The following is a 22,214-nucleotide window of genomic DNA, read 5'->3' on the forward strand; positions in this document are numbered from 1 at the left end:
CGGCGACGAAGCCGCGGTGTGGGCCGATGCGGCCTACGACACCCATGCCAGACGAGCCCGGTTGAAAGCGGAAGGCAAAAAGCCCCGCATCGCGTTCCGTCCCAACAGACATCATCCGGAACTGCCGCCAAGGCTCAAACGCTACAACCGCCTCATCGCACGCCGGCGAGCCCAGGTCGAGACCACCTTCGCCACTCTCAAACGCCGCATGCGACTGACCTGCATCCGCTACGTTGGTCTGATGAAGGCAAGCGGGCAGGTCCTGCTCGCCTCGATCGCCTTCAACATGAGGCGGTGGGCCACGATCGCGGCCTGAACCGCCCGCCGAGGGCGACCACTACAGACTTGGCTAGCAATTGCCGTAACCACGGCCCTTCTCCTGCTGTCCTCAACCTCAAAAGCCGATAACGCAACAGGCCCACAAGGGGAGAAGGAAGAGGAGCGAAGCCGCGCGAGGTAAATCCGGCTGCCACTGCTCACCGCGGGAGAAGCGCTTCAGCGCGCTCACGGCAAATATGGATAGCCATTTCATTGACCAATCGCGGCAATCGCTCGATATTCGCAACATCGAAACTGCTCCTCGAGTCAAAGCCGCACGATGAGAACCGATCGCCAGCGCAATTCTAATGACATGCATGCGTGCATGACGCCGCGCTGTTTCTCGGCGGCGACGGGTGCCTGTTGTTGTTGCTGACCGCGTCCTAGCAACATCCACATCGCAATTGCCAGACAGGAGCGCCGGAATTCCGGCGAACGAGCAGTCATGTCCCACACCCAGTCCAACGCCTATATCATCGAGATCCACGACCGTGCCGCCGGCATCGTCACCCGCGATGCCCGCGGCTTCCGCTTCTTTTCCTCTGAGCGCCTGTTCGACAGTCTCGAAGGGCGTCAGTTCCGCTCGGCGCGCGAAGCCGAGCGCGCGGCGCGCGCGGTGCTCTCGGAGCGGGGGCGGCGCCTGAGCTGATCAGCTCAGGCGGCGTGCCCTGGTGCGGGCCGCTTTCTTCGCGGCAGCGGAGCGGGTCTTGGCGCCCTTGGTCTGGCTCGCCTTCCGTGCGGCAGCCGAACGCGACGCCGCGGTTCGTCCGCTCGCGGCGCGCTTGCCCTGCTTCGACAGCGCGCTGCGCGATGCGGTCGAGCGCGGCTCTTTCTTCAAAACGTTCTCGACCGCGCGCGACACTTTCGGCCGGCGCTTCGGCGTGCGTTTGCCTTGGCCGACCTCGTAAGCATATTTGGCGCTGCGGCGTGTCGATTTCTTGGTTCGTCCTTTGCGCGGCGGCGGCAGATCGACGCCGGCGCGGCGCGCCTCGGACAGGCCGATCGCAATGGCCTGCTTGGTCGACCGTGCGCCGTGCTTGCCTTTCCGGATCCTGTCGATCTCGTCCTTGACGAATTCGCCTGCCTGCGTGCTTGCCGATTTGCCCGCGCGCTTGTCCTGCTTCGCTTTGCGGATCACTTCTTGTCTTGGCATGGGTGAGTTCCCTCAAGATGTACAGGGATGTCTCACCGCAACGCGCAGAATGATCGATTGATCCTTCTCAGTTCCGCAAGGCCGCAAGCAATTCGTCAGGCCGCTCTGCCATGATCATATGCCCGGCGCCCGGCACCATGACGGTCTTTGCATGCGGGATGGCGGCTGCAAGAGCCTTGCCCGCCTTCGCCGGGGTCATTATGTCCCGTTCGCCGAGAATTAATGTCGTCGGCACCTTCACGCTCGCTGCGGCGGTCAGCGCATTCGCGTAGGCATTGCAGGCCGACAGATCCCTGAACAGCACGCCGGGCTCGCAAGACTTCAGCACCGCCTGCGCCCCGCCATGCATCCACAGGCCCGGCGCGAGGCTGCCGCCAAGCTCGGCGTTGAAGCCGAGGCCCCAGATCGAGACCATGTCGTTGGCATCCTGCGAGTTGGCCTCGGCGGCCTTCAGCAGATCCGGGCCGACCGTCATGGTCGCGGCGGTGCCGATCAGGCTCAGCGCGGAAACCTTGTCGGGGTGACGCGCCGCCGTCTCCAGCGAGATCAGCGATCCCATGGAATGGCCGATCAGATGCGCCTTCGCGGCGCCTGCCGCATCGAGCAGTGCCGCGGTCCAGTCGGCCATCTCGGCGATGCTGCCGAGCGAAGGTCCGCTGGAGCGGCCGTGAGCGGGAAGATCCGGCGCCAGCACGCCAAAACCGTGATGGGCGAACCAGCGCGTATGCAGCGCCCAGGTCGAATGGTCGAAGCCGGCGCCGTGGAGGAAGACGACCGCGGGCAGGGACTTGTCGAAGTCGCGGCCGCCGGTTGCGACGAACACATCAGCGCCGTTGACGGAGAGCTTCATGGTGTCAGACCTTCTGCGAGATGCGCAGCGCCTGCGCGAGATCGTCGATGATGTCGCTGGCGGCCTCAATGCCGACCGACAGCCGCACCAGCTCCTCGCCGATGCCGGCCGCCTTGAGCTGCTCGGCATCCATCTGCTGATGCGTGGTCGAGGCGGGATGAATGACCAGCGTCTTGGCATCGCCGACATTGGCGAGATGACTGATCATGCGCAGCGATTCGATGAACTTGCGGCCCGCAGGGCGGCCGCCCTTGATGCCGAAGGAGATGATCGAGCCGGCGCCGCGCGGCAGGAGCTGCTTGGCGAGCTGATAGTCCGTGTGCGTCTCCAGCGAGGGATGCAGCACCCAGTCGACGGCCTTGTTGGACTTCAGGGCTTCCAGCACGAGATGCGTGTTCTGCATGTGGCGGTCCATGCGCACGCCGAGTGTTTCGACGCCCTGCAACAGCTGGAACGCGTTGGTCGGCGACAGGCAGGCGCCGAAATCGCGCAAGCCCTCGGTCCGCGCGCGCATGATGAAGGCGGCAGTGCCGAACTGCTCGTCGAAGACGATGCCGTGATAGCCGCCATAGGGCTCGGTCAGCACGCCGAACTTGCCCGAAGCGCGCCAGTCGAAGCGGCCGCCGTCAATGATCGCGCCGCCGATCGCGATGCCGTGGCCGCCGATCCATTTGGTCGCCGAATGCATGACGATGTCCGCGCCCAGCTCGATCGGGCGGCTGAGATAGGGCGTGGCAAAGGTGTTGTCGATCAGCAGTGGAATCTTTGCGTCATGTGCGATCTGAGCGACCTTGGGAATGTCGAGCACTTCCAGCCCGGGATTGCCGATGGTCTCGCCGATCACGAGCTTGGTGTTCGGCTTGATCGCCGCGCGGAACGCATCGAGATCGCGCGGCTTCACGAAAGTGGTGGTGATGCCGAAGCGCGGCAGCGTGTGCGCCAGCAGGTTGATGGTGCCGCCATAGAGCGAGCTCGACGCCACGATGTGGTCGCTGGCATTGAGCAGCGTCGCGATGGCCAGATGCAGCGCGGCCATGCCGCTCGCGGTGCAGATCGCTCCGACGCCGCCCTCCAGCGCCGCGAGCCGCTCCTCCAGCACGCCGGTGGTCGGGTTGGAGATGCGCGTATAGATGTGGCCGGCGCGCTCCAGATTGAACAGTGCGGCGGCGTGATCGGAATCCTGGAACACGTACGACGTGGTCTGGTAGATCGGCACCGCGCGGGCCCCGGTCACGGGATCCGGATGCTGGCCCGCATGCAGGCTCAGGGTCTCGAAGGCGGGCGGTTTCGGCGCGGGCATGCGGGGGCCTCGTTGTCGATCGGCGGAGGAGGCGTTGTGCCATAAAAATGCACACGAAGTTAGCCCATTGATGGCCGCGATGACGGTGCGCTCCCTCTCCCGCTTGCGGGGGAGGGCTGGGGAGGGGGTGTCTCCGCGTCGGGATTGTTGCTGATTGCGGAGAATGTCCCTGCGTGGCGAGAGCCCTCACCCGCCGCGCTTCGCGCGTCGGCCTCTCCCGCAGGCGGGAGAGACGAAGAACTAGCACCGTCCGCGCCTAACCCCCGATCGCTTGCTCGATACTCCGCGCCTCCCGTAACAAGATCTCCGCGACCTCCTGCTCGCGGCGGGGGCCGAGCCTCGTTCGCACCGCGGAGACGGTGATGGCTGCAGCCGGTCGCCCGTCCGGGGTCTTGATCCAGGTCGAGATCGATTTCGTGCCCTGCACGAGGCCGATCTCCCTCAGGCCATATCCCAGCCGTCGCGCGGCGGTGACCTCGCCGAGGACCGTCGCCATATCGGTCTTGTAAGCCTCGAACCGCTTCTCGTTCGCTGCGACGATCTTTCGCGCCTCCGGCGCCGGCATCGCCGCGAGGATGGCGACGCCGGCACTGGAGACGCCGAGCGGGCGGCGCGCGCCGATCTCGATCGACAGCACCTGGATCGGATAGATTCCGATCCTGCGATCGACGCACAGCGTGTCGTTGCCGGTGCGCACCGTCAGGAACATCGTGTCGCCGATTTCGGTGGAGGCACGTTGCAGCGATGGATTGGCAGCGATCAGCAGCCGCGACGGCCGTGGCCGTGCCAGCGCCAGCTCCGGCACCTGGTTGCCGATCGCGTAGCGGCCGGTCCGCTCGTGCCGCTCGACGATGCCTTCCTCGATCAGCACGTGGACGATGCGGTGCACGGTCGGACGGGTGAGGCCGGTCGCCCGGATCACTTCGGCCAATGGCACACCGTCCTCGCGGCCTGCGGCAAGAATGCGCAGCACTGCGAGCGCGCGCCGGATCGCCTGCGCGCCCTGTCGGGGTGATGTCGCGTTGCTGGCGATTTTCGTCTTGTCCATAATATGGACAAGAACGCCACAATTCACTCGACAGGACAAGCGCGCGTCTGGAGATTGCGCCCCGGTCGATCTGCCGCGCGCATCGCCGCACTCGACGTGAATTTGGAAGCGCTGCCGGGAGGTTAACATGAGATTAATCTGGATTGCCATAGCTGCCGCCACCGCGATGCTGGCAGGGCCCGCGTCGGGCCAGCAATGGCCGGCCCGCAGCGTCAAGCTGATCGTGCCTTATCCGGCCGGCGGCAATGTCGACAGCGCCGCGCGCATCGTCGCCGACAAGCTGCAGGAAAAGCTCGGCCAGCCCTTCATCATCGAGAACAAGGCCGGCGCCGGCGGCATGATCGCGGGCGAAGCCTTCGCGAAGTCCGCGCCCGACGGCTACACGCTGTTCGTCGGTGCCAACGGTCCGGTGCTGTTCGCAACCGAGATCAACAAGCGTGAAGCCTATAACTGGAAAAAGGACTTCATGCCGATCTCGACCATCTCGATGACGCCGCTGGTGCTCGAGGTGCATCCGTCGGTGCAGGCGACGACGCTGAAGGAATTCCTCGATCTCGCCAAGCGCGAGCCCGGCAAGCTGACGATGGCCTCGCCCGGCCCCGGCACCACCAACCATCTGCTCAGCGAGCTGATGCAGTCGAACCTCGAGCTGCAATGGGTCACCGCGCATTACCGCGGCAACGCGCCGGCGATCAACGATCTGCTCGGCGGCCAGGTGCAGTTCGCATTCGACCAGCTCACGGTCAGCCTCCAGCACATCAAGGCCGGCCTGTTCCGCGCGCTCGCCGTGACCAGCCCGCATCGGCTGAAGTCGCTGCCCGACGTGCCGACCTTCGCCGAGCTCGGCTACAAGGATTTTGACGGCCAGACCTTCACCGGCCTGTTCGCGCCTGCCGGCACGCCGGCGCCGATCATGGACAAGCTGCACGAGACGCTGGTTGCGATCCTGAAGGATCCTGCCGTGGTCGACAAATTCGAAAAGCTCGGCGGCGAAGCCACGCCGATGACGCCGGACGAGTTCAAGGCCTACCTCGAGCGCGAGGACGCCAAGTGGATTCCGGTGGTGCGCAAGGCCAACATCAGGGCGGATTGATCGATGCGGATCGATCCGACCGAACTCGGCGCCGAGCGCATCTACCGCCTGATGACCGGCATCGTGGTGCCGCGTCCGATCGCCTGGGTCACCAGCCTGTCGAGCAAGGGCGTGCTCAACCTCGCGCCGTTCAGCGCCTTCACCTTCGTCTCGCAGAAGCCGCCGATGCTGGCCATCAGCGTCGGCCGCAAGGGCGCCGACTACAAGGACACCGCGCACAACATCCTCGATACCGAGGAATACGTCATCCACATCGCCGATACCCCGCTGATGTTGGCGGTGCACGACTCATCGGTCGAGCATCCGCCTGAAATCAGCGAGGTCGAGCATCTTGGCCTGGAGACCATTCCGAGCGAGCGTATCAAGGTGCCGCGGCTCGCCGCCGCGCCTGTGGCGATGGAATGCCGCTTCCGGCAGTGCCTCGAATTCGGCGAGGCCAAGAGCCGGCTGATCGTCGGCGAGGTCGTGATGTTCCATCTGCGCGACGGCCTCGTGAACGACGGCAAGGTCGAGACCAAGGCGCTCGACCCGATCGCGCGCATCGGCGGTCCCCGTTACGCCCGCCTCGGCGAGATCGTGACGCTGAACACCGTATTTCAGACGCCCAAATCGAAAGACTGAGCGCGCCGCCCGCCGCGCTGCCCGACACAAATTGGAGAACGACCATGCGACTGGTAAGCTATCTCGTGGACGGAGAGCCGCGCTACGGCGCGGCCGTCGCTGAGGGTGTGATCGATCTGACCAGGCGGATCGGCCGCGACTTCTCCGACGTCAAGGCGCTGATCGCGGCCAACGCGCTGTCCGACGCGCAGGAAGCCATCGCGGGCGCGAAGCCGGACTATGCGCTCGACGATCTCGTCCTGCTGCCGCCGGTGCTGGCGCCGGAAAAGCTCTGGTGCATCGGTGTCAACTACGCCGAGCGCAATGCCGAGTACAAGGACAATTCGGACCTGCCCAAATATCCGAGCCTGTTCGTGCGCAGCATGTCGTCGATGACAGGCTCCGGCCAGCCGCTCGAGAAGCCCAAGGTTTCGGAGCAGCTCGACTATGAGGGCGAGCTCGTCATCGTGATCGGGCAGGGCGGCCGTCACATTCCGCGCGAAAAAGCTTGGTCGCACATCTTCGGCATGACGTTGTGCAACGAGGGCACCATTCGCGACTGGCTGCGTCACGGCAAGTTCAACGTCACGCAAGGCAAGAATTTCGATCGCTCCGGCAGCATTGGTCCGTGGGTCGTCACGTCGGACGAGCTCGACCCGCGCGGCCCGCACGACATCGTCACGCGCGTCAACGGCGAGGTGCGGCAGCAGGACACGACCGAGCGGCTGATGTTCCCGTTCGATTATCTGATCTCCTATCTCTCGACCTTCGCGACGCTGAAGCCCGGCGACATGATCGTCACGGGCACGCCGACGGGGGCGGGCGTTCGCTTCGATCCGCCGCGCTGGCTGAAGGTCGGCGACGTCGTCGAGGTCGAGTCGAGCCGCGTCGGCGTGCTCCGGAACACCGTGGCCGCGGAGCAATAGATCATGCTGGATGCCGCCACGATCGAGCGCCTCGCCGCGCGCCTGGATGAAGCCGAGCGCACCAAGTCGCTGATTCCGATGTTCACGAAGGAATATCCCGATTTCAGCATCGAGGATGCCTACGCCGTTCAGCGCGCTTGGACCAAGCTGCAGCTTGGCCGCGGCCGTGTCATCAAGGGCCACAAGATCGGCCTGACCTCGAAGGCGATGCAGAATGCGGTCGGCATCAACGAGCCCGATTACGGCGTGCTGTTCGCCGACATGTTCTATGCCGACGCCACGCCTGTTCCGTTCGATCGATTCCACGCGCCGCGGATCGAGGTCGAGCTCGCCTTCGTGCTGAGGGCGCCGCTGCAAGGGCCCGATTGCACCATCTTCGACGTGCTCAACGCCACCGATTACGTGACGCCGGCGCTGGAGATTCTGGAAACGCGCATGCACCGCGTCGACCCCGAGACCGGCAAGACGCGAAAAGTGATGGACACGATCTCGGACAATGCGGCCAATGCCGCGCTGGTGCTCGGCGGCCGGCCGTTTCGTCCCCTCGATGCGGATTTGCGCTGGATCGGCGCGCTCTTGTTCCGCAACGGCGAGGTCGAGGAGACCGGGCTCGCGGCCGGCGTGCTCAATCACCCCGCCAACGGCATCGCCTGGCTCGCCAACCGCCTCGCGCCGCATGACGAGCATCTGAAGGCCGGCGAAGTCGTGCTGGCGGGCTCGTTCACGCGCCCCGTGGACATCCGCCGCGGCGACACGTTCCATGCCGACTATGGCGCCTTCGGCTCGGTGTCGTGCCAGTTCGTCTGAATCAATAACAAAGAGGGAGCGCACCATGAGTGGTCACACGCGGCGCAAGAGCATCCATATCGGCGGCTTCAAGCACGTCAATCCGATTCCGAACGCCTGCCGCATCGGCAATCTCGTGATGTCGGGCGTCATCCTCGGCCGCGATAACGCCGGCGTCATGCCGGAGAGTCTCGATGCGCAATGCGCCAACATGTTCGCGCACATGAAGGCGACGGTGGAAGCCGCCGGCGGCACCACCGACGACATCATCAAGATGACGGTATGGCTGAAGGACCGCACGCAGCGCGGCCCGGTCAATGTCGAATGGCTGAAGATGTTTCCGGACGAGCATTCGCGCCCGGCGCGCCATGCGCTGCCGATGGACAATATGGACGGCGGCGCGCTGGTGCAGTGCGACTTCACTGCCGTGATCGACTGAAGGAGTTCTAGCGCATGCCGACCTATCTGCCGTTCGATCCCAATCCGCGCCGCCCGGTCAAGGCGCCGCCGCCGAAGACGGTCGACAGCCAGTTTCACGTGCTGGGTCCGATCGACAAATATCCGGAGCGCCCCGGCGCGGCCTACCGCATGCCGACCGCGACCTGGGAGGCCGCGCTGCGCGTCCACAAGGCGCTCGGCATCGAGCGCGGCATCATCGTGCAGACCACGACCTATGGCGCCGACCATGCCGTCGTGCTTGACGGCCTCGCCGCGATGGGCCCGAACTATCGCGGCTGCGCCAACGCACTGGTATTCGCGGAGGCGAACGACGCCTATCTCGCCAAGCTGCATGACGCCGGCGTGCGCGGCGCGCGCTTCAGCTTCCGCCAGGAGCTCGGCGCCGTGCTCTCGGATGCCGATTTTGCCCGCGCCATCGCCCGCATTCGTGAGCTCGGCTGGTACGTCAAGATCCAGCCGGAGAAGGACGGCATCATATCGAGCGTCGCCAAGTACGAGAATCTCGACGTCCCCGTGCTGATCGATCACATGGCGCGCCCCGATCCCGAGGCCGGCAGGAACGATCCGAATTTGCGCAAGATGCTCGAGCTGCTGGCCAAGGGCAATTTCTGGGTGATGCTGTCGCTCGGCGAGAAGACCTCGAAGGCCGGCGCGCCCTATGACGACGTGATCCCGATCGCGCGCGCCTATATCGAGGCCGCCGTCGACCGCTGCGTCTGGGCCAGCGACTGGCCGCACCCGGTCTCCGTCAAGCAGCCGCCCAACGACGCCGATCTGCTCGAGCTGATGTATCGGTACGCGCCGGACCAGGCGGAGCTCGAAAAGATTCTCGTCCACAATCCGGCCAAGCTGTTCGGTTTTCCGGACTAGCCGGAGCATTCACGGTCGGGGGGCCGCATGTTGATCGTCTCGGCACGTAGGCTGCGTCGTCCGGTCTGGCAGGCCGCGCTTGCTTGCATCGCGAGCGTTGCCGCCACCGCAACCGCATCGGCCGGCGCCGACACTATCCCGCCCGTGACCGCATGCGATCGGCTCCACCAGGAGTCCGGTCCGACGATGCGCGTCAGCGAGGCGCAATCACGTCCAGCGGCCGGCGGCCTCGCCGCGCATTGCGAGGTGATCGCTTATCTCGACGAGCGAACCGGCGCCGACGGCCAGAAGTTTGCGATCGGCCTGCATCTCCGATTGCCGGACGCATGGAACGGCCGCTTCGTGTTCCAGGGGCAGGGCGGCACCGACGGTTTTCTCGGCAGCGGCGATGCACAGCCCGGCGGCGGACAGCCGAGTGCGCTCAATCAGGGCTACGCGACGGTTACGACCGACGCCGGACACAGCAACGCGCCGGGCCCTCTCGGCGGCGCCAGCTTCGGCCTCGATCCGCAGGCGCGGATCGATTTCGGCTACCGCGCCGACGATGTCGTGACACGGCGGGCGAAGCACTTCATCCAGGCTTACTACGGCCGCTTGCCAAAATACTCCTATTTCCTGGGCTGCTCCAATGGCGGACGGCACGGCATGGCGATCACGCAGCGCTTCCCCGACCATTTCGATGGCGTGGCGGCCGGTGCGCCGGCGTTTCGAATGCCCGAGAAGGGGCTCTCGGGCGCCGCCGTGACGCAAGCCTTTGCGGCGATCGCACCGAAGGCGCCGGACGGCCGCCCCATCCTGGCGCAGGCCTTGTCCCAGGCCGATATGGACTTGCTCTCCAAGGCCATCGTTCAGTCCTGCGATGCAGCCGACGGGCTTGCCGACGGCATCATCGACAATGTGCCGGCCTGTCGTTTTTCGCCGCGCACGCTGCAGTGTTCCGCCGAGAAGACCGCGAGCTGTCTCTCCGCCGCGCAGGTCACAGCGGTCGAGAACTATTTCGAGGGACCGACCACGGCACAGGGCCGCCGGATCTATGCGCCCTATCCCTATGATTACGGCATCGCCACGGAGGGATGGCGGCGCTGGATTCTCGGCAACGCACCCGACAGCCGCGTCAACGCCTTCAACGTCTCCTTTGGCGCGACGCTGGCCTATCTCTATATGACCCCGCCCCACGCGCCCTTGGCGAGCGAAGCGGACGCCGTCTACGATTTCTATCGCTCCGTGGATGTGACGGAAGCCCACGCGAAAATCTTCGGCACGAGCGCGGCGATGCCGGAAAGCTCCGTGCAGACGATCTCGGCGAACGCGGTCGATCTCTCGGGTTTCCGTGCGCGGCGCGGCAAGCTGCTGCTCTATCACGGCGTCAGCGATCCCACGTTCTCCGCGCTGGATACGCTCGATTGGTACAAGCGCCTCACGAATGCGGTGGGCGGAGAAAAAGAAACGGCCGACTTCGCCCGCCTCTTTCTCGTGCCCGGCATGAACCATTGTTCGGGAGGGCCTGCCACCGACAGCTTCGACGTGCTGACCCCGCTGGTGAACTGGGTCGAGCAGGGCCGCGCGCCTGAGCGCATCCAAGCTCGTGCGGGTGCGAAGACGCCCTGGCCGGAGCGCAGCCGGCCGCTGTGCCCCTATCCGCGCCAGGCGCGCTATCTCGGCCAAGGCAGCATCGAGCAGGCCGAGAACTTCACCTGCGCCGTCCCTTAAGCCGCCGCGACGCTCGCGGCGCGCAGGGCTCACGCCGCCGGCTGCTTTGCCAGCCCGTCCCGCACCTCGGCCGCGATCTCGAACGAGCGCAGCCGCGCGGTGTGGTCGTAGATCTGCCCGGTGGTGATCAGCTCGTCCGCGCCGGTATCAGTGATCAACGCCTTCAGCTTCGCCTCAATCACATCGGGTGAGCCGACCGCGGAGCAGGACAGCGACTGGCCGACCATGGCCTTTTCCGCCGGCGACCACAGCGCGTCCATGTCGTCCACCGGCGGCGGCAGCGGCCCCGGCGTGCCGCGGCGCAAGTTGATGAATGCCTGCTGCAGCGAGGAGAACATCCGCTGCGCCTCGGCGTCGCTATCGGCCGCGAACAAATTGACGCCGATCATCGCATAGGGCTTGTCGAGCTGCGCCGATGGCTCGAAGCGCGCGCGATATTCGCGCAGCGCCGGCATCATCATCTGCGGCGCGAAATGCGAGGCGAAGGCGAACGGCAGGCCCAGCATCGCGGCGAGCTGCGCGCCAAAGGTGCTCGATCCCAAAATCCAGAGCGGCACCCTGGTCCCCATGCCGGGCACGGCGCGGATCGCCTGGTTCGGTTGCACGTCGCCGAGCAGCGCAGCACGTCATGCGGAAAGTTCTCGGAGCTGGTGGCGAGGTCGCGCCGCAGCGCCCGCGCGGTGAACTGGTCGGTGCCGGGCGCGCGCCCGAGCCCGAGATCGATCCGCCCGGGATAGAGCGATTCCAGCGTGCCGAACTGCTCGGCAATAACCAGCGGCGAATGGTTCGGCAGCATGATCCCGCCGGAGCCGACGCGGATCGTCTTCGTTCCGCCCGCGATATGCCCGATCACCACCGACGTCGCCGCGCTCGCGATGCCCGTCATGTTGTGATGCTCGGCCAGCCAGAACCGCTTGAAGCCCCAGCCTTCCGCGTGCCGGGCGAGATCCAGCGAGTTGCGGAACGCCTGCGCGGCGTCGCCGCCCTGACAAATCGGCGCGAGGTCGAGCACGGAGAAGGGGATCATGGGGAGGGTACCGGCGAGAAGGAGCTGTGCCACCACATGTAGTGTCCGTGCGCAGGAAGGGTAGAGCACTTGCGAACCCATCATCCTTCGCCGCCGAACGAGCCAGATGAGTTTCGCTCCGCTTGACCCATGCTACGAAGCTGTTCGAGCGGCCGCGCACCCGTTCACAACACTGTTATTGCGACCCGTTGCGCCCTGCGTCGTAACTGGGCGTTTCAGGCCTGGTGTTGTATCGTTGAAGCAGCAATTGCCCGGTAGTCGCGTGTCCCGGACGCGGTGCAGCGTGAAACGCTGCTCCGCAGAGCCGGAACCCGTCAGGCTAGGCCCCGGCTCTGCAGCGCATCACTGCGTGCTGCACCGCGTCCGGGGCACGAGAAATCATCGTACGGCGCGCCATCGCGCCGACCGCCCGGAGGAACTGACATGACCACGGTCGTATTCAACCGCCGCAATCTTCTCGCCGCCGGCGGCGCCGTTCTGGCAACCGGCGTGTCCGGCCTCCTGCTGCCGGCCCGTGCGGCAGGCCTCGCACCGACCGAAACGATGTCGGGTGGTGCGAACAACTACCGCAAGGGCGCGGCGATCGTGGATCGCATCGGCAAGGGCGGGTTCTGGATGAGCGGCACCGTGCGCCGCGCCGGCGACGGCGCGCCGCTCGCCGGGCAGCGCATCCAGATCTGGGCGCATACGGTCGAAGGCCAGGAGCACGAGCCGCAGAGCCACGGCGCCACGCTCACCGACAAGGACGGCAAGTTCCGGCTCGAGATGCCGCAGATCATTCCGATCTTCGGCCAGCCGCATGGACACCTCGCTTATGACAGCGGCGAGTTCAAAACGGTTTTCCTGCGGCCGGTGATGCGGAGCGCCAAGGAAACCAGCCTCGAAGCGCATTTCGTCCTGCAGCCGGCCTGATCGGGCCAGCGAATGACGGGGTGGAGATTGGCCCGGGCGATCCTGATCTGGGTTGCCCTCGCCCTGGCCATCGGCGTTCCGATCGCAGCTGCTGCGACGAGCGAGCAGCTCGCATGGCGTGGACCGGTTTATATCCTCGCAGGATTCGCCGGGATTATCGCGCTCGGTCTCGTGCTGGTTCAGCCGCTGCTGATCGGCGGATATCTGGCGCCGCTGTCGGCCTATCGCGGGCGGCGTGCCCATCACTGGATCGGCGGCACGCTCGCCTTCGCGGTGGTGATCCACGTTGCCGGCCTCTGGATCACCAGCCCGCCCGACATGATCGACGCTCTCACCTTCTCATCGCCGACGCCTTTCTCCCCCTTCGGCGTGGTCGCCATGTGGGCCATCTTCATTGTTGCGCTGCTGGCGTCCCTGCGCCGGCGGTTGGAGCTGCGACCGCGAACCTGGCGCATCATTCATATTCCGCTGGCGATCGTCATCGTCGCGGGCAGCGTGGTCCATTGCCTCCTGATCGAGGGAACGATGGAGACGATCTCGAAGGTCGTGCTGTGCGTGTTGGTCCTTGCGGTGACTGTGAAAGTCATGATCGACCTGCAGGTTTGGCGAAAGCGACGGACGCTGCGCGGGGAGAGTGGCGCGCGGTCCGCGGCCGAGGGCCCCGGATTACTCTAACGCTCTATTCGGCTACGGCGCTCTGCTTGCCGCTGATGGCGACGGGGCGTATCCTTGCGCAATGGCTGTCAGTGCTCCCGATCTGGAAGCGTTCCTGCTCGCGACGCCGTTCTTCGGCGGTCTTCCGGAGCCAGGTCTCGACCTCCTGATGTCCATGCTGGTCGAGCGCAGCTTCGACGCCGGCGCAACCGTCGTGGCGGAAGGCGAGCCGGGGCGCTCGATGTTCATCGTCAAATCCGGCCGGCTCGCGGTGAGCAAGCGGGCGAATGCGGGCAGCGTCATCCCGATTTCGGTACTGGAGCGCGGCGACTTCTTCGGTGAGATGACGCTGATCGAAATGCAAAACCGCTCGGCAACGGTGGTCGCGGAGGTGCCGACGGTGCTGTACGAGCTGACCGCCCAAAATCTCTACGCCTGCTACAAGGCCGACATCCGCGCCTATGTGATCGTACTGCAGAACATCAATCGCGAGCTGTGCCGGCGCTTGCGCCGGGCCGACGATCGGTTTGCCCGGCGTGCGGCGGGTAACGACAATTGACAGTGCGTAGGATGGGTATGCCCTGATACGGCTACAGCAACGCCATCGCGTGCAGTGAGTTTCTATGAAAGCCGAAGGCAACGATGCCGGAGAGAAGCAACGCAATCCCGGTCACGATCAGGCAGCACGCAAACACTATCGAAGCCTCTGGTTCATCATCCACGGCAAAACGATAATAGATAAAACTTTACCGACAATCGAAAGGAAGAATTAACCTTACCTGCGCAGCCAAACCGGCCGGAGCCCGGTATCAGCGCGCAGGATGGGCGGAGCGCAGCGATCGTGCCTTGGCCCGAACAAACGGCTGCGCGGGCGGATGAGCGGTTCGCGGCACTGCGGATGAATGGCCGAAAATTGATGGTGCGCAGGGGACAGAGCCGTTGCGAAACCATCATGTTTTGCCGCTGAGATCGGCCTCGAGGACCTTGGCAGTCACGACTTGTCGTGCGCGTACTTCTCCAAGACCAGTCGATTATACTCGTCCCTGACGGCTCTGCGGGAAATATGTCCCTTCCGGTCCTTGGCGATTTTCAGAAGATCAGGGTCGGTCGGTGCCTTCGATTTCCGCCGAAATCTCGCAAAGAGAGGGGTCGTCGGCTCCGACATCCTTACAAACAGGCGGTCGAACCATCCCATTGTGTCCTCCCGGACAGGCTGCGAGCCAAAGATTATCACCATGAAGCGAGGGGTCAACGTGCAGTGCAACGGCATCTTATAAGCCGCCCGGTTCACCCCGAGCCGCCGCGCCCAATCGGACGCAGAGCCATCGGTTCTTGTGGCTCGCTTGATGCGATGCGAACCAACTGGCGCCATTGTTCCGAAGCATTCGGCAAATGAATTTGGTCTATGGCTGAGGCGCAGGAATTGGAAGGATGCTTGTTATCTTCCAACCGTCGCCCGTTTTCACCAGCACTTGATTCATCAGGAACCGTGTCGGCTGCGCAGCCTGCCCAGGCGGTGAAATCATAAAGGTCACCGGCACATAGAGTTGCGCCACCCCCGTCTGCAATTCGATGACCTTCAGTTCGTCCATTTTCGGGTCGAGGGACCAAGTGCCTTGATACAGGGTCTCAAAGCGCTTGATGGCTGCGGCGTGACCCCAGACAGGGGCGCCACGGGTGATCCACAAGAACTGAGCTGAATCTTGCAAAAGCTCACCAACCTCCTTGAGGTCATGAGCGTTTTGTGCGGCAACAAATCTTGCGAAAAGAGCCTTCACCTCGTCCTCGCTGCCCGCGCAAACCGCGTCAGCCGTAGTCAGGAGCAGGAATGAAGCGAAGAGAGCCAGATGGCTTCGTGCGCGGAAGGTCATGATCGTCCTCCCTCGATGTCGCGGCGAAGAACCGCTCGCGGTTATCCGTCGCAACAGAAAATTACCCCAACGATGGTCCAAATACCACGTGATCTAGGACGCCATGGCCGGTGGGTAGGAGTCCTGCATCGGGCCAAAACCCGATATTGACCGCAACGCTTCTGACCCGTCGGGCAAAACACCCCAAATCCCGTCAACCCCTTCCCGCAAATAGATTCCGCTTTACCGAAATTCGGAATTGCGGCATATTCCCGCCATCCCGGCCCGAGGAGAGGGGCGATCGTACGTCGCAACGAACGTGGGCCGGGGTGCGATGGACGCGGCTGCGTCGGGCACGGGAAGGCGGGACCAGGGCGGGTGAACCTCGTGAGGTCCTTCTCCGTGTGACGAACGAAGCAGTCGCGTACGGCTAAACCATGTGGTCCTGGCTGTCGTTGCTACAGCCAAGCTTTCGCGAAGATGCATCGGCCAACCGGACGCGGTGCATCGGTTTTCGCGAGGTGACGGAGGCCAGAAGGAATTCGGCTCCGGGGAGAGCAGGCATAGGCCGTCAACCCATCGCGCAGGGAAGGCCGGGTGTTTTCCGGCCCACCTGTTGTCCGCCTGCGCATTTGCGTGTGCAAATTCTTCGCGCAGCGGGTCATGGGTGCCAGCCGGCACCCGGTCTTCCCTGCGCCCTCTTCAAGGAAGAGGGTCAAGGAAAACAGCAAAACTCGGACGCTTCGCGCCGCGAGAACGCTGCTCGATGTGTGAACACTGGAATGACCGCGCGCTCTCGCCTCGCCCGTGTCGCTCCAGTCAGCGGCGGGCGGCGATCGCCGTCAGCTCCAGCTTGACGCCCGGGCCGAGATCCGCAACGCCAACGGCCGCACGCGCCGGCAGATGGTCCGCGGGGAAATAGCGCTTCCACACCTGGTTGAACGCCGCCTTGTCGGCGAGATCAGCCACAAAGATCGTCACCTGCAGAACGCGGGAGAGATCGGAGCCGGCCCCCTCGAGCAGGGTCTTCATCTGGCGCAGCACATCGTCGGCCTGGCCCGTCATATCGAGCCCCGCATCTTCGGGGACGATGCCGCCGAGATAAAGCACGCCATTATGCTCGACGATCTCGTGGAGCAATCCTTCATAGGGCAGGGAACGTGTGATCACGATCGCATCCGTGGGTGTTGCGGGCTCGCTGCAATGGGAAAAAATGGTGCTGCCAGACAGGATTGAACTGTCGACCTCTCCATTACCAATGGAGTGCTCTACCACTGAGCTACGGCAGCATGTGCTGGTGAAGAATCGGGCGCCCGAGGGGCGCTACCAAGCGGGCCGATATCTGCCACAAGCCCCCCTCCTGTGCAAGCTTGCTAGGCCCGTCAAACCGAGAAAATCGGGCCGATATCGCGGCCAAAATGCCCATTTTGACGCAAAATCACCGACTTCCCGCCGAATCGGGCCCCGATATCCCCCGCCAACTGGCCAGTTGCCCCAGGCCTCGGATTCGATCCATTTCGCGTTTCGCACGAATGGATCGCGCTCGCCTCTTGAGCTGTCGCCATTCGGTGGCATCCTGCCGCCGATCGATGTGATGGACCCGTGATGGCTAACGAGACCGACAAGAGCACGAACGAGGCGAGGACGTCCCGGGATGACCGCCTGAAATCGGCGCTGCGCGAAAACCTGAAGCGGCGGAAGCTGCAGGCGCGCGAACGCGCCGCAAGCACGGACCCCTCGCAGAACGACGATGGTTCCCTAAATGAGGGGGCCGCCGGGAAAGCCGGCACTTAAGAATTTGGAATGAGTGAGCATGACGATGGGGCAGAACGGACAGCAACCAACCGGTGATGAGGCGCTGATGTCGCGCTTCACCCGCCCCGAGCAGACCTTTCCGACGCTGACGCCGGCCGAGATCGAGCGGATCAGGCATTTCGGCGAGGTCCGCAGCTATGCGGACGGTGAGTTCCTGTTCGAGACCGGCAAGCCCGGGCCCGGCATGTTCGTCGTGCTGAAGGGCCATGTCGCCATCACCCAGCGCGATGGCCTCGGCCACGTCACCCCTGTCATCGACCAGGGGCCGGGGCAATTTCTGGCCGAGCTCAGCCAGCTCTCGGGCCAGCCGGCGCTGGTCGACGGCCGTGCCGAGGGTGATGTCGAGACGCTGCTGTTGCCGCCGGACCGGCTGCGCGCGCTGCTGGTCGCCGAGGCCGATCTCGGCGAGCGCATCATGCGTGCGCTGATCCTGCGCCGGGTCAATCTGATCCAGGGCGGCATCGGCGGCCCCGTGCTGATCGGGCCGTCGAACTCCGCCGGCGTGGTGCGGTTGCAGGGCTTTCTCACTCGCAACGGTCAGCCGCATCATCTGCTCGATCCCGATCGTGATTCCGACGCGGCCGAATTGATCGCGCGCTATTCGCCCAAACCAGAAGACTGGCCGCTGGTCGTCGCCGCAAGCGGCGCGGTGCTGCGCAACCCCAGCGAGACCGAGCTTGCCCGCGCCATCGGCATGATCGGCGGCGCCAAGGACGGCCGCATCTACGACGTTGCGGTCGTCGGCTGCGGGCCGGCCGGGCTTGCCACCGCCGTGTATGCGGCGTCCGAAGGGTTGTCTGTCGCGGTGCTCGACATCCGCGCCTTCGGCGGCCAGGCCGGCGCCAGCGCGCGCATCGAAAATTATCTGGGCTTTCCGACCGGCATCTCGGGCCAGGCCCTGACAGCGCGCGCCTTCACCCAGGCGCAGAAGTTCGGCGCCGACATCATGATTCCCGTGACGGTGAAGTCGCTCGACTGCACGCGCAAGGACGGCGCATTCGCGGTGGCGCTCGACGGCTGCGATCCCTTGCGCTCGCGCGCGGTGGTGGTCGCGAGCGGCGCGCGCTATCGCCGGCCGGAGATCGCGAACCTCGACAAGTTCGAGGGACGCGGCGTCTGGTACTGGGCCTCACCGGTCGAGGCGCGGCTCTGCGCCGGCGAGGAGGTGGCGCTGGTCGGCGCCGGCAATTCGGCAGGCCAGGCGGCCGTGTTCCTGTCGGGGCACGCCAAGAAAGTCTTGATGATCATCCGCGGCGGTGGCTTAGGGGCCAGCATGTCGCGCTATCTCATCGAGCGCATCGAAGCGACGCCGAACATCGAATTGATGTTCAACACCGAGATCACCGCGCTCGAGGGCGACGAGGCCGCGCTGCTGCGGCGCATCCGCTGGAAGAGCCGGCTGTCCGATGACGAGGATTCTGCTGACATCCGCAATCTGTTTCTGTTCGTCGGCGCCGATCCCGCCACCGCCTGGCTCGACGGCTGCGGCGTGACGCTCGATCGCGGCGGCTTCGTCGTCACGGGCGCGCAGTCCGAGCAGAACCAGGGCAAGCTGGTGGCGCCGCTGGAGACCTCCGTGCCCGGCGTCTATGCCGTCGGTGACGTCCGCTCCGGCTCGGTCAAGCGCGTCGGCGGCGCCATCGGCGAGGGCGCCCAGGTGGTGGCCTCCCTGCACGGCTATCTCGGCGACGCCGCAAAACCGGCGCTTTAGTCAAGGACAAGACAAGCGAATGGCAAGTCGAATGAGGCTTGCCATCGTGCCGCGTCCTGCGGACTATCGCGGCACCCGCGAGGCGTATCGCCCGCGGAACGAACAAGAGATCAATCGGGAGGACTAAATGGCTGAAGTCGTCGTGCTCTACAAGACACCCAAGGATGCTGCGGCTTTCGACAAGTACTACGCCGAGACGCACATTCCGCTCGCCAAGAAACTTCCCGGCCTGAAGAAATACGCCGTCAGCAAGGGACCGGTCGCATCTCCCGCAGGTCCTTCCGGAATCCATCTCGTTGCCATTCTCACCTTCGACAGCGTGGGCGACATCCAGGCGGCCTTCGGCAGTCCGGAAGGCAAGGCCACCGGCGCCGACGTGCCGAAATTCGCCAGCGGCGGTGCCGATTTGCTGATCTTCGACACCAAGGAAGTGTGAGGCTCGATTCAACTTTCGTTGAAGATCTCGTAGCCCGGATGGAGCGAAGCGTAATCCGGGACCTGCTTTCCTGTGGCACGATTCCCGGATTACGCTGCGCTCCATCCGGGCTACAAAATTCGCGCTACGAACCACAAACTGCCGCCGTTTGTGACAGCGGTGCAAAAAATTCAGCCATGCGTTTGTCGATTCGCACGATGACGCATGGCTTCGCACATGCATGTGACGACAACGCAGGTGGCAATCCCATGAGGGTCGTAATACTACTCTCCTGAATCTTGACGCCAGACGAGTAGGAGAGATGTCATGGTCCTCGGCTTGAGCTTGCCCGCCCTCACGTTGGTCCATGTCGTCATCAGCCTGATCGCCATCGCCGCCGGCCTCGTCGTGATGTTCGGCCTCCTCGGGTCGAAGTCGATGCCGGGCCTCACCGCGATCTTCCTGTTGTTCACGATCCTGACCAGCGCCACCGGCTTCCTGTTTCCGTTCGAGAAGCTGCTGCCCTCGCACATCATCGGCATCATCTCGCTGGTGCTGCTCGCCATCGCCTGCTTCGCGCTGTACGGCATGAAGCTCGCGGGCGCGTGGCGCCCGGTCTATGTCGTGACCGCGATGATCTCGCTCTACTTCAACGTCTTCGTGCTGGTGATCCAGTCGTTCCTCAAGGTGCCGGCGCTTGCCGCGCTCGCGCCGGCCGTAGCGCCGGCGCCGCCGTCGGGCCCCGTGTTCGCGGCGGTGCAGGGCATCGTGCTGGTGTTCTTCGTCGTGCTCACCATCGGCGCCTGGCGCCGCTTCAAGCCGATGGCGTTTGCCTGATCACACGATTCTCAACATTCCCTGTTGATGCCCGGCATCGCATTCGCGGTCTCGCGCGACTATCTGCGCATCACCGGCGCGTGCTTGCGCACGTGCAGCGTCACTGATCCTCACCGAAAGAGAGCAATCCATGCCCACCATCACCACCAAAGACGGCGTCGAGATCTTCTACAAGGATTGGGGAAGTGGCCAGCCGATCGTGTTCAGCCATGGTTGGCCGTTGTCGGCGGACGACTGGGACGCGCAGATGATTTTCTTCGTCAACAACGGCTATCGCGTCATCGCCCATGACCGCCGCGGCCATGGCCGCTCGTCGCAGGTTTCCGACGGCCACGACATGGATCACTATGCCGACGATCTCGCGGCCGTCACCGCGCATCTCGACCTCAAGAACGCCATCCATGTCGGCCATTCCACCGGCGGCGGCGAAGTCGTGCACTACATCGCGCGCCATGGCGAGAGCCGGGTGGCGAAGGCGGCGATCCTGTCCGCGGTGCCGCCGCTAATGGTGCAGACCGCGGCCAATCCCGGTGGCCTGCCCAAGAGCGTGTTCGACGATCTCCAGAAGCAGCTCGCGGCCAGCCGCACGCAGTTCTATCGCGACCTCCCCGCCGGCCCGTTCTACGGCTACAACCGTCCCGGCGCAAAACCCTCGGAAGCGGTGATCCAGAACTGGTGGCGCCAGGGCATGATGGGCGGCGCGAAAGCGCATTACGACGGCATCGTCGCGTTCTCGCAGACCGACTTCACCGAGGACCTGAAGAAGATCAACGTGCCCGTGCTGGTGATGCACGGCGACGATGACCAGATCGTGCCCTATGCCGATTCTGCGCCGCTGTCGGCCAAGCTGCTCAAGAAGGGCACGCTGAAAACCTACAAGGGTTTCCCGCACGGCATGCCAACCACGCACGCCGAAACCATCAACGCGGACCTGCTGGCGTTTTTCAGGGAGTGAGCAGGATGACTCCTACCCCCTCTCCTTGCGGAGACGGGTGAGGGGTCTCTCTTCGCAAGTCCGAAAACGTAGGGTGGGCAAAGGCGCAATTGCGCCGTGCCCACCACCTGCCATCGATTACGAAGAAGACGTGGGCACGCTTCCGCCTTCGCTCTACGAGCTACGGCGGACAAGTCGCTTTGCCCACGCTACGATACTGGAGGGTGAACGCATCACTCACTTCAGGATCGCCCTGATCGCATCGAAGGTGCGCTTGACGAAAGCCTCCGGCTTCTCCCGCGCGCCTTCGCCGATCCAGCTCTCGCCGCCGACGCGCATCGCGCCGGTGGCGATCATGGCGACGAGCCGCGCCTGCAGTCGGTCGGATTTGGTTCGCCCGCGCTGGGCAAGGCCCTCGGCCAGCGCGCGCTCGAGCTTCTCGTATTTGAGCTGATCGCGCGCCTGCAGTGCCGGATTGTCGCGCTTGAGTCGCGACATCGCAGCTGCTTCCGCCGGATCGAGCCGCTTGACCGCCGCCGCGATCGCATTCTCCGCCGCCGTCAGCATGGATTCGTCCGCGGGCCGTGCGACGACCTCGGCGACCAGCGCGCTGGCGGCATTCTCCTGCCAGGCGGCCACCACGTCCTCCTTGGACGCGAAATAGTGGAAGAAGCTCCGGCGCGACACGTCCGCCGCCGCCGCGATATCGTCGATGGTCGTGGCCTCGAAGCCGCGCTCCAGGAACAGCGCCATCGCCGCCCGGGTCAACCGCTCGCGGGTCTGTTGCCGCTTGCGCTGGCGCAGGCCGGGCGCGGCCGGGGATTTTCCGTCCCCGGACAATAACTTGGCGCGTTTCCGGACCACCTTCGAAGCCTTCAAATCGGTTCACCTCTTGCAAAATTGCACTAAGTGCACATTTAGACCGGTCGCGGGCCTCGTTCCAGGC

25 protein-coding genes, 1 tRNA gene and 1 pseudogene are annotated in these 22,214 nt (G+C 64.7%); 17 read left to right on the top strand and 10 right to left on the bottom strand.

What is annotated here, in order from left to right; all coding sequences use genetic code 11:
• Window positions 1–316, top strand: a 316-nt coding sequence (locus BM190_RS10010; protein WP_143109032.1) for a transposase, incomplete at its 5' end; no start/stop codon positions are given.
• 269 nt (window positions 317–585) lie between these two features.
• Here the strand turns inward: BM190_RS10010 and BM190_RS40350 are convergent.
• Window positions 586–765: a hypothetical protein gene (locus BM190_RS40350; RefSeq protein ID WP_177237011.1), complete on the bottom strand. Its 180-nt coding sequence runs from the start codon at window positions 763–765 to the stop codon at window positions 586–588.
• Between BM190_RS40350 and BM190_RS10020 the strand changes: the two genes are divergently transcribed.
• Entirely contained in the window at window positions 764–967 is a 204-nt protein-coding gene (locus BM190_RS10020) for a hypothetical protein (RefSeq protein WP_092254027.1), read from the top strand. The genes BM190_RS40350 and BM190_RS10020 overlap by 2 nt on opposite strands.
• Here the strand turns inward: BM190_RS10020 and BM190_RS10025 are convergent, their stop codons facing one another.
• The 4 genes from BM190_RS10025 to BM190_RS10040 form a co-directional block, all read right to left on the bottom strand.
• A complete protein-coding gene (locus tag BM190_RS10025) occupies window positions 968–1,471 on the bottom strand; it encodes a DUF6496 domain-containing protein (protein WP_092254029.1) in 504 nt (167 codons plus the stop codon).
• 67 nt (window positions 1,472–1,538) lie between these two features.
• Window positions 1,539–2,321, bottom strand: a complete 783-nt coding sequence (locus tag BM190_RS10030) for an alpha/beta fold hydrolase (RefSeq protein ID WP_092254031.1) — start codon at window positions 2,319–2,321, stop codon at window positions 1,539–1,541.
• 4 nt (window positions 2,322–2,325) lie between these two features.
• On the bottom strand, window positions 2,326–3,621 hold the full coding sequence (locus BM190_RS10035; protein ID WP_092254033.1) for an O-acetylhomoserine aminocarboxypropyltransferase: 1,296 nt from the start codon (window positions 3,619–3,621) through the stop codon (window positions 2,326–2,328).
• 256 nt (window positions 3,622–3,877) lie between these two features.
• Window positions 3,878–4,669: an IclR family transcriptional regulator gene (locus BM190_RS10040; protein WP_177237012.1), complete on the bottom strand. Its 792-nt coding sequence runs from the start codon at window positions 4,667–4,669 to the stop codon at window positions 3,878–3,880.
• A 127-nt stretch (window positions 4,670–4,796) separates the two neighbouring features.
• Here BM190_RS10040 and BM190_RS10045 point away from each other — a divergent pair, with 127 nt between their 5' ends.
• Genes BM190_RS10045 through BM190_RS10075 form a run of 7 tightly spaced genes read left to right on the top strand, consistent with a single transcriptional unit; the run spans window position 4,797 to window position 11,113 of the window.
• Window positions 4,797–5,762, top strand: a complete 966-nt coding sequence (locus BM190_RS10045; protein WP_092254037.1) for a Bug family tripartite tricarboxylate transporter substrate binding protein — start codon at window positions 4,797–4,799, stop codon at window positions 5,760–5,762.
• 3 nt (window positions 5,763–5,765) lie between these two features.
• Window positions 5,766–6,383, top strand: a complete 618-nt coding sequence (locus tag BM190_RS10050) for a flavin reductase family protein (RefSeq protein WP_092254039.1) — start codon at window positions 5,766–5,768, stop codon at window positions 6,381–6,383.
• Window positions 6,384–6,427: 44 nt separating this feature from the next.
• Window positions 6,428–7,288 carry a fumarylacetoacetate hydrolase family protein gene (locus BM190_RS10055; RefSeq protein WP_092254041.1) on the top strand — a complete coding sequence of 287 codons (861 nt, stop codon included), beginning with the start codon at window positions 6,428–6,430 and terminating at the stop codon, window positions 7,286–7,288.
• Between the two features lie 3 nt (window positions 7,289–7,291).
• Window positions 7,292–8,095, top strand: a complete 804-nt coding sequence (gene hpaH / locus BM190_RS10060; protein WP_092254043.1) for a 2-oxo-hept-4-ene-1,7-dioate hydratase — start codon at window positions 7,292–7,294, stop codon at window positions 8,093–8,095.
• A 25-nt stretch (window positions 8,096–8,120) separates the two neighbouring features.
• Window positions 8,121–8,513, top strand: coding sequence for a RidA family protein (locus BM190_RS10065; protein WP_092254045.1), 393 nt, complete (start codon window positions 8,121–8,123; stop codon window positions 8,511–8,513).
• A 14-nt stretch (window positions 8,514–8,527) separates the two neighbouring features.
• Entirely contained in the window at window positions 8,528–9,403 is an 876-nt protein-coding gene (locus BM190_RS10070; protein WP_092254047.1) for an amidohydrolase family protein, read from the top strand.
• 27 nt (window positions 9,404–9,430) lie between these two features.
• The gene (locus BM190_RS10075) at window positions 9,431–11,113 is read left to right on the top strand and encodes a tannase/feruloyl esterase family alpha/beta hydrolase (RefSeq protein ID WP_210311078.1); all 1,683 of its coding nucleotides are present in this window, start codon (window positions 9,431–9,433) and stop codon (window positions 11,111–11,113) included.
• Between the two features lie 29 nt (window positions 11,114–11,142).
• Here the strand turns inward: BM190_RS10075 and BM190_RS10080 are convergent.
• Window positions 11,143–12,140, bottom strand: a pseudogene (locus BM190_RS10080) (LLM class flavin-dependent oxidoreductase).
• A 423-nt stretch (window positions 12,141–12,563) separates the two neighbouring features.
• Between BM190_RS10080 and BM190_RS10085 the strand changes: the two are divergent.
• The 3 genes from BM190_RS10085 to BM190_RS10095 all read left to right on the top strand — a co-directional run bounded on the left by BM190_RS10085 (window position 12,564) and on the right by BM190_RS10095 (window position 14,265).
• The gene (locus BM190_RS10085) at window positions 12,564–13,052 is read left to right on the top strand and encodes a peptidase associated/transthyretin-like domain-containing protein (protein ID WP_018321247.1); all 489 of its coding nucleotides are present in this window, start codon (window positions 12,564–12,566) and stop codon (window positions 13,050–13,052) included.
• Between the two features lie 12 nt (window positions 13,053–13,064).
• A complete protein-coding gene (locus BM190_RS10090) occupies window positions 13,065–13,727 on the top strand; it encodes a ferric reductase-like transmembrane domain-containing protein (RefSeq protein ID WP_092254049.1) in 663 nt (220 codons plus the stop codon).
• A 61-nt stretch (window positions 13,728–13,788) separates the two neighbouring features.
• The gene (locus BM190_RS10095) at window positions 13,789–14,265 is read left to right on the top strand and encodes a cyclic nucleotide-binding domain-containing protein (protein ID WP_092254051.1); all 477 of its coding nucleotides are present in this window, start codon (window positions 13,789–13,791) and stop codon (window positions 14,263–14,265) included.
• An 844-nt stretch (window positions 14,266–15,109) separates the two neighbouring features.
• Here the strand turns inward: BM190_RS10095 and BM190_RS10105 are convergent.
• The 3 genes from BM190_RS10105 to BM190_RS10120 form a co-directional block, all read right to left on the bottom strand.
• On the bottom strand, window positions 15,110–15,577 hold the full coding sequence (locus BM190_RS10105; RefSeq protein ID WP_092254055.1) for a YybH family protein: 468 nt from the start codon (window positions 15,575–15,577) through the stop codon (window positions 15,110–15,112).
• A gap of 798 nt (window positions 15,578–16,375) precedes the next feature.
• Entirely contained in the window at window positions 16,376–16,726 is a 351-nt protein-coding gene (locus BM190_RS10115) for a RidA family protein (RefSeq protein ID WP_092254057.1), read from the bottom strand.
• A 44-nt stretch (window positions 16,727–16,770) separates the two neighbouring features.
• Window positions 16,771–16,845, bottom strand: a tRNA-Thr gene (locus BM190_RS10120).
• A gap of 316 nt (window positions 16,846–17,161) precedes the next feature.
• Between BM190_RS10120 and BM190_RS10125 the strand changes: the two genes are divergently transcribed.
• The 5 genes from BM190_RS10125 to BM190_RS10145 all read left to right on the top strand — a co-directional run bounded on the left by BM190_RS10125 (window position 17,162) and on the right by BM190_RS10145 (window position 21,289).
• Window positions 17,162–17,350, top strand: coding sequence for a hypothetical protein (locus BM190_RS10125; protein ID WP_092254059.1), 189 nt, complete (start codon window positions 17,162–17,164; stop codon window positions 17,348–17,350).
• Between the two features lie 25 nt (window positions 17,351–17,375).
• Window positions 17,376–19,082, top strand: a complete 1,707-nt coding sequence (locus BM190_RS10130; protein ID WP_092254865.1) for an FAD-dependent oxidoreductase — start codon at window positions 17,376–17,378, stop codon at window positions 19,080–19,082.
• Between the two features lie 127 nt (window positions 19,083–19,209).
• Window positions 19,210–19,518, top strand: a complete 309-nt coding sequence (locus BM190_RS10135) for an EthD family reductase (protein ID WP_026202518.1) — start codon at window positions 19,210–19,212, stop codon at window positions 19,516–19,518.
• Between the two features lie 306 nt (window positions 19,519–19,824).
• Window positions 19,825–20,334, top strand: a complete 510-nt coding sequence (locus BM190_RS10140) for a hypothetical protein (RefSeq protein WP_092254061.1) — start codon at window positions 19,825–19,827, stop codon at window positions 20,332–20,334.
• 130 nt (window positions 20,335–20,464) lie between these two features.
• Entirely contained in the window at window positions 20,465–21,289 is an 825-nt protein-coding gene (locus BM190_RS10145) for an alpha/beta fold hydrolase (RefSeq protein ID WP_092254063.1), read from the top strand.
• Window positions 21,290–21,505: 216 nt separating this feature from the next.
• Here the strand turns inward: BM190_RS10145 and BM190_RS10150 are convergent, their stop codons facing one another.
• Window positions 21,506–22,147, bottom strand: coding sequence for a TetR/AcrR family transcriptional regulator (locus BM190_RS10150; RefSeq protein WP_092254065.1), 642 nt, complete (start codon window positions 22,145–22,147; stop codon window positions 21,506–21,508).
• Window positions 22,148–22,214 lie beyond the last annotated feature (67 nt).

It is taken from the genome of Bradyrhizobium sp. Rc3b (assembly GCF_900114915.1).
In the GTDB taxonomy this organism is placed as follows: Bacteria; Pseudomonadota; Alphaproteobacteria; order Rhizobiales; family Xanthobacteraceae; genus Bradyrhizobium.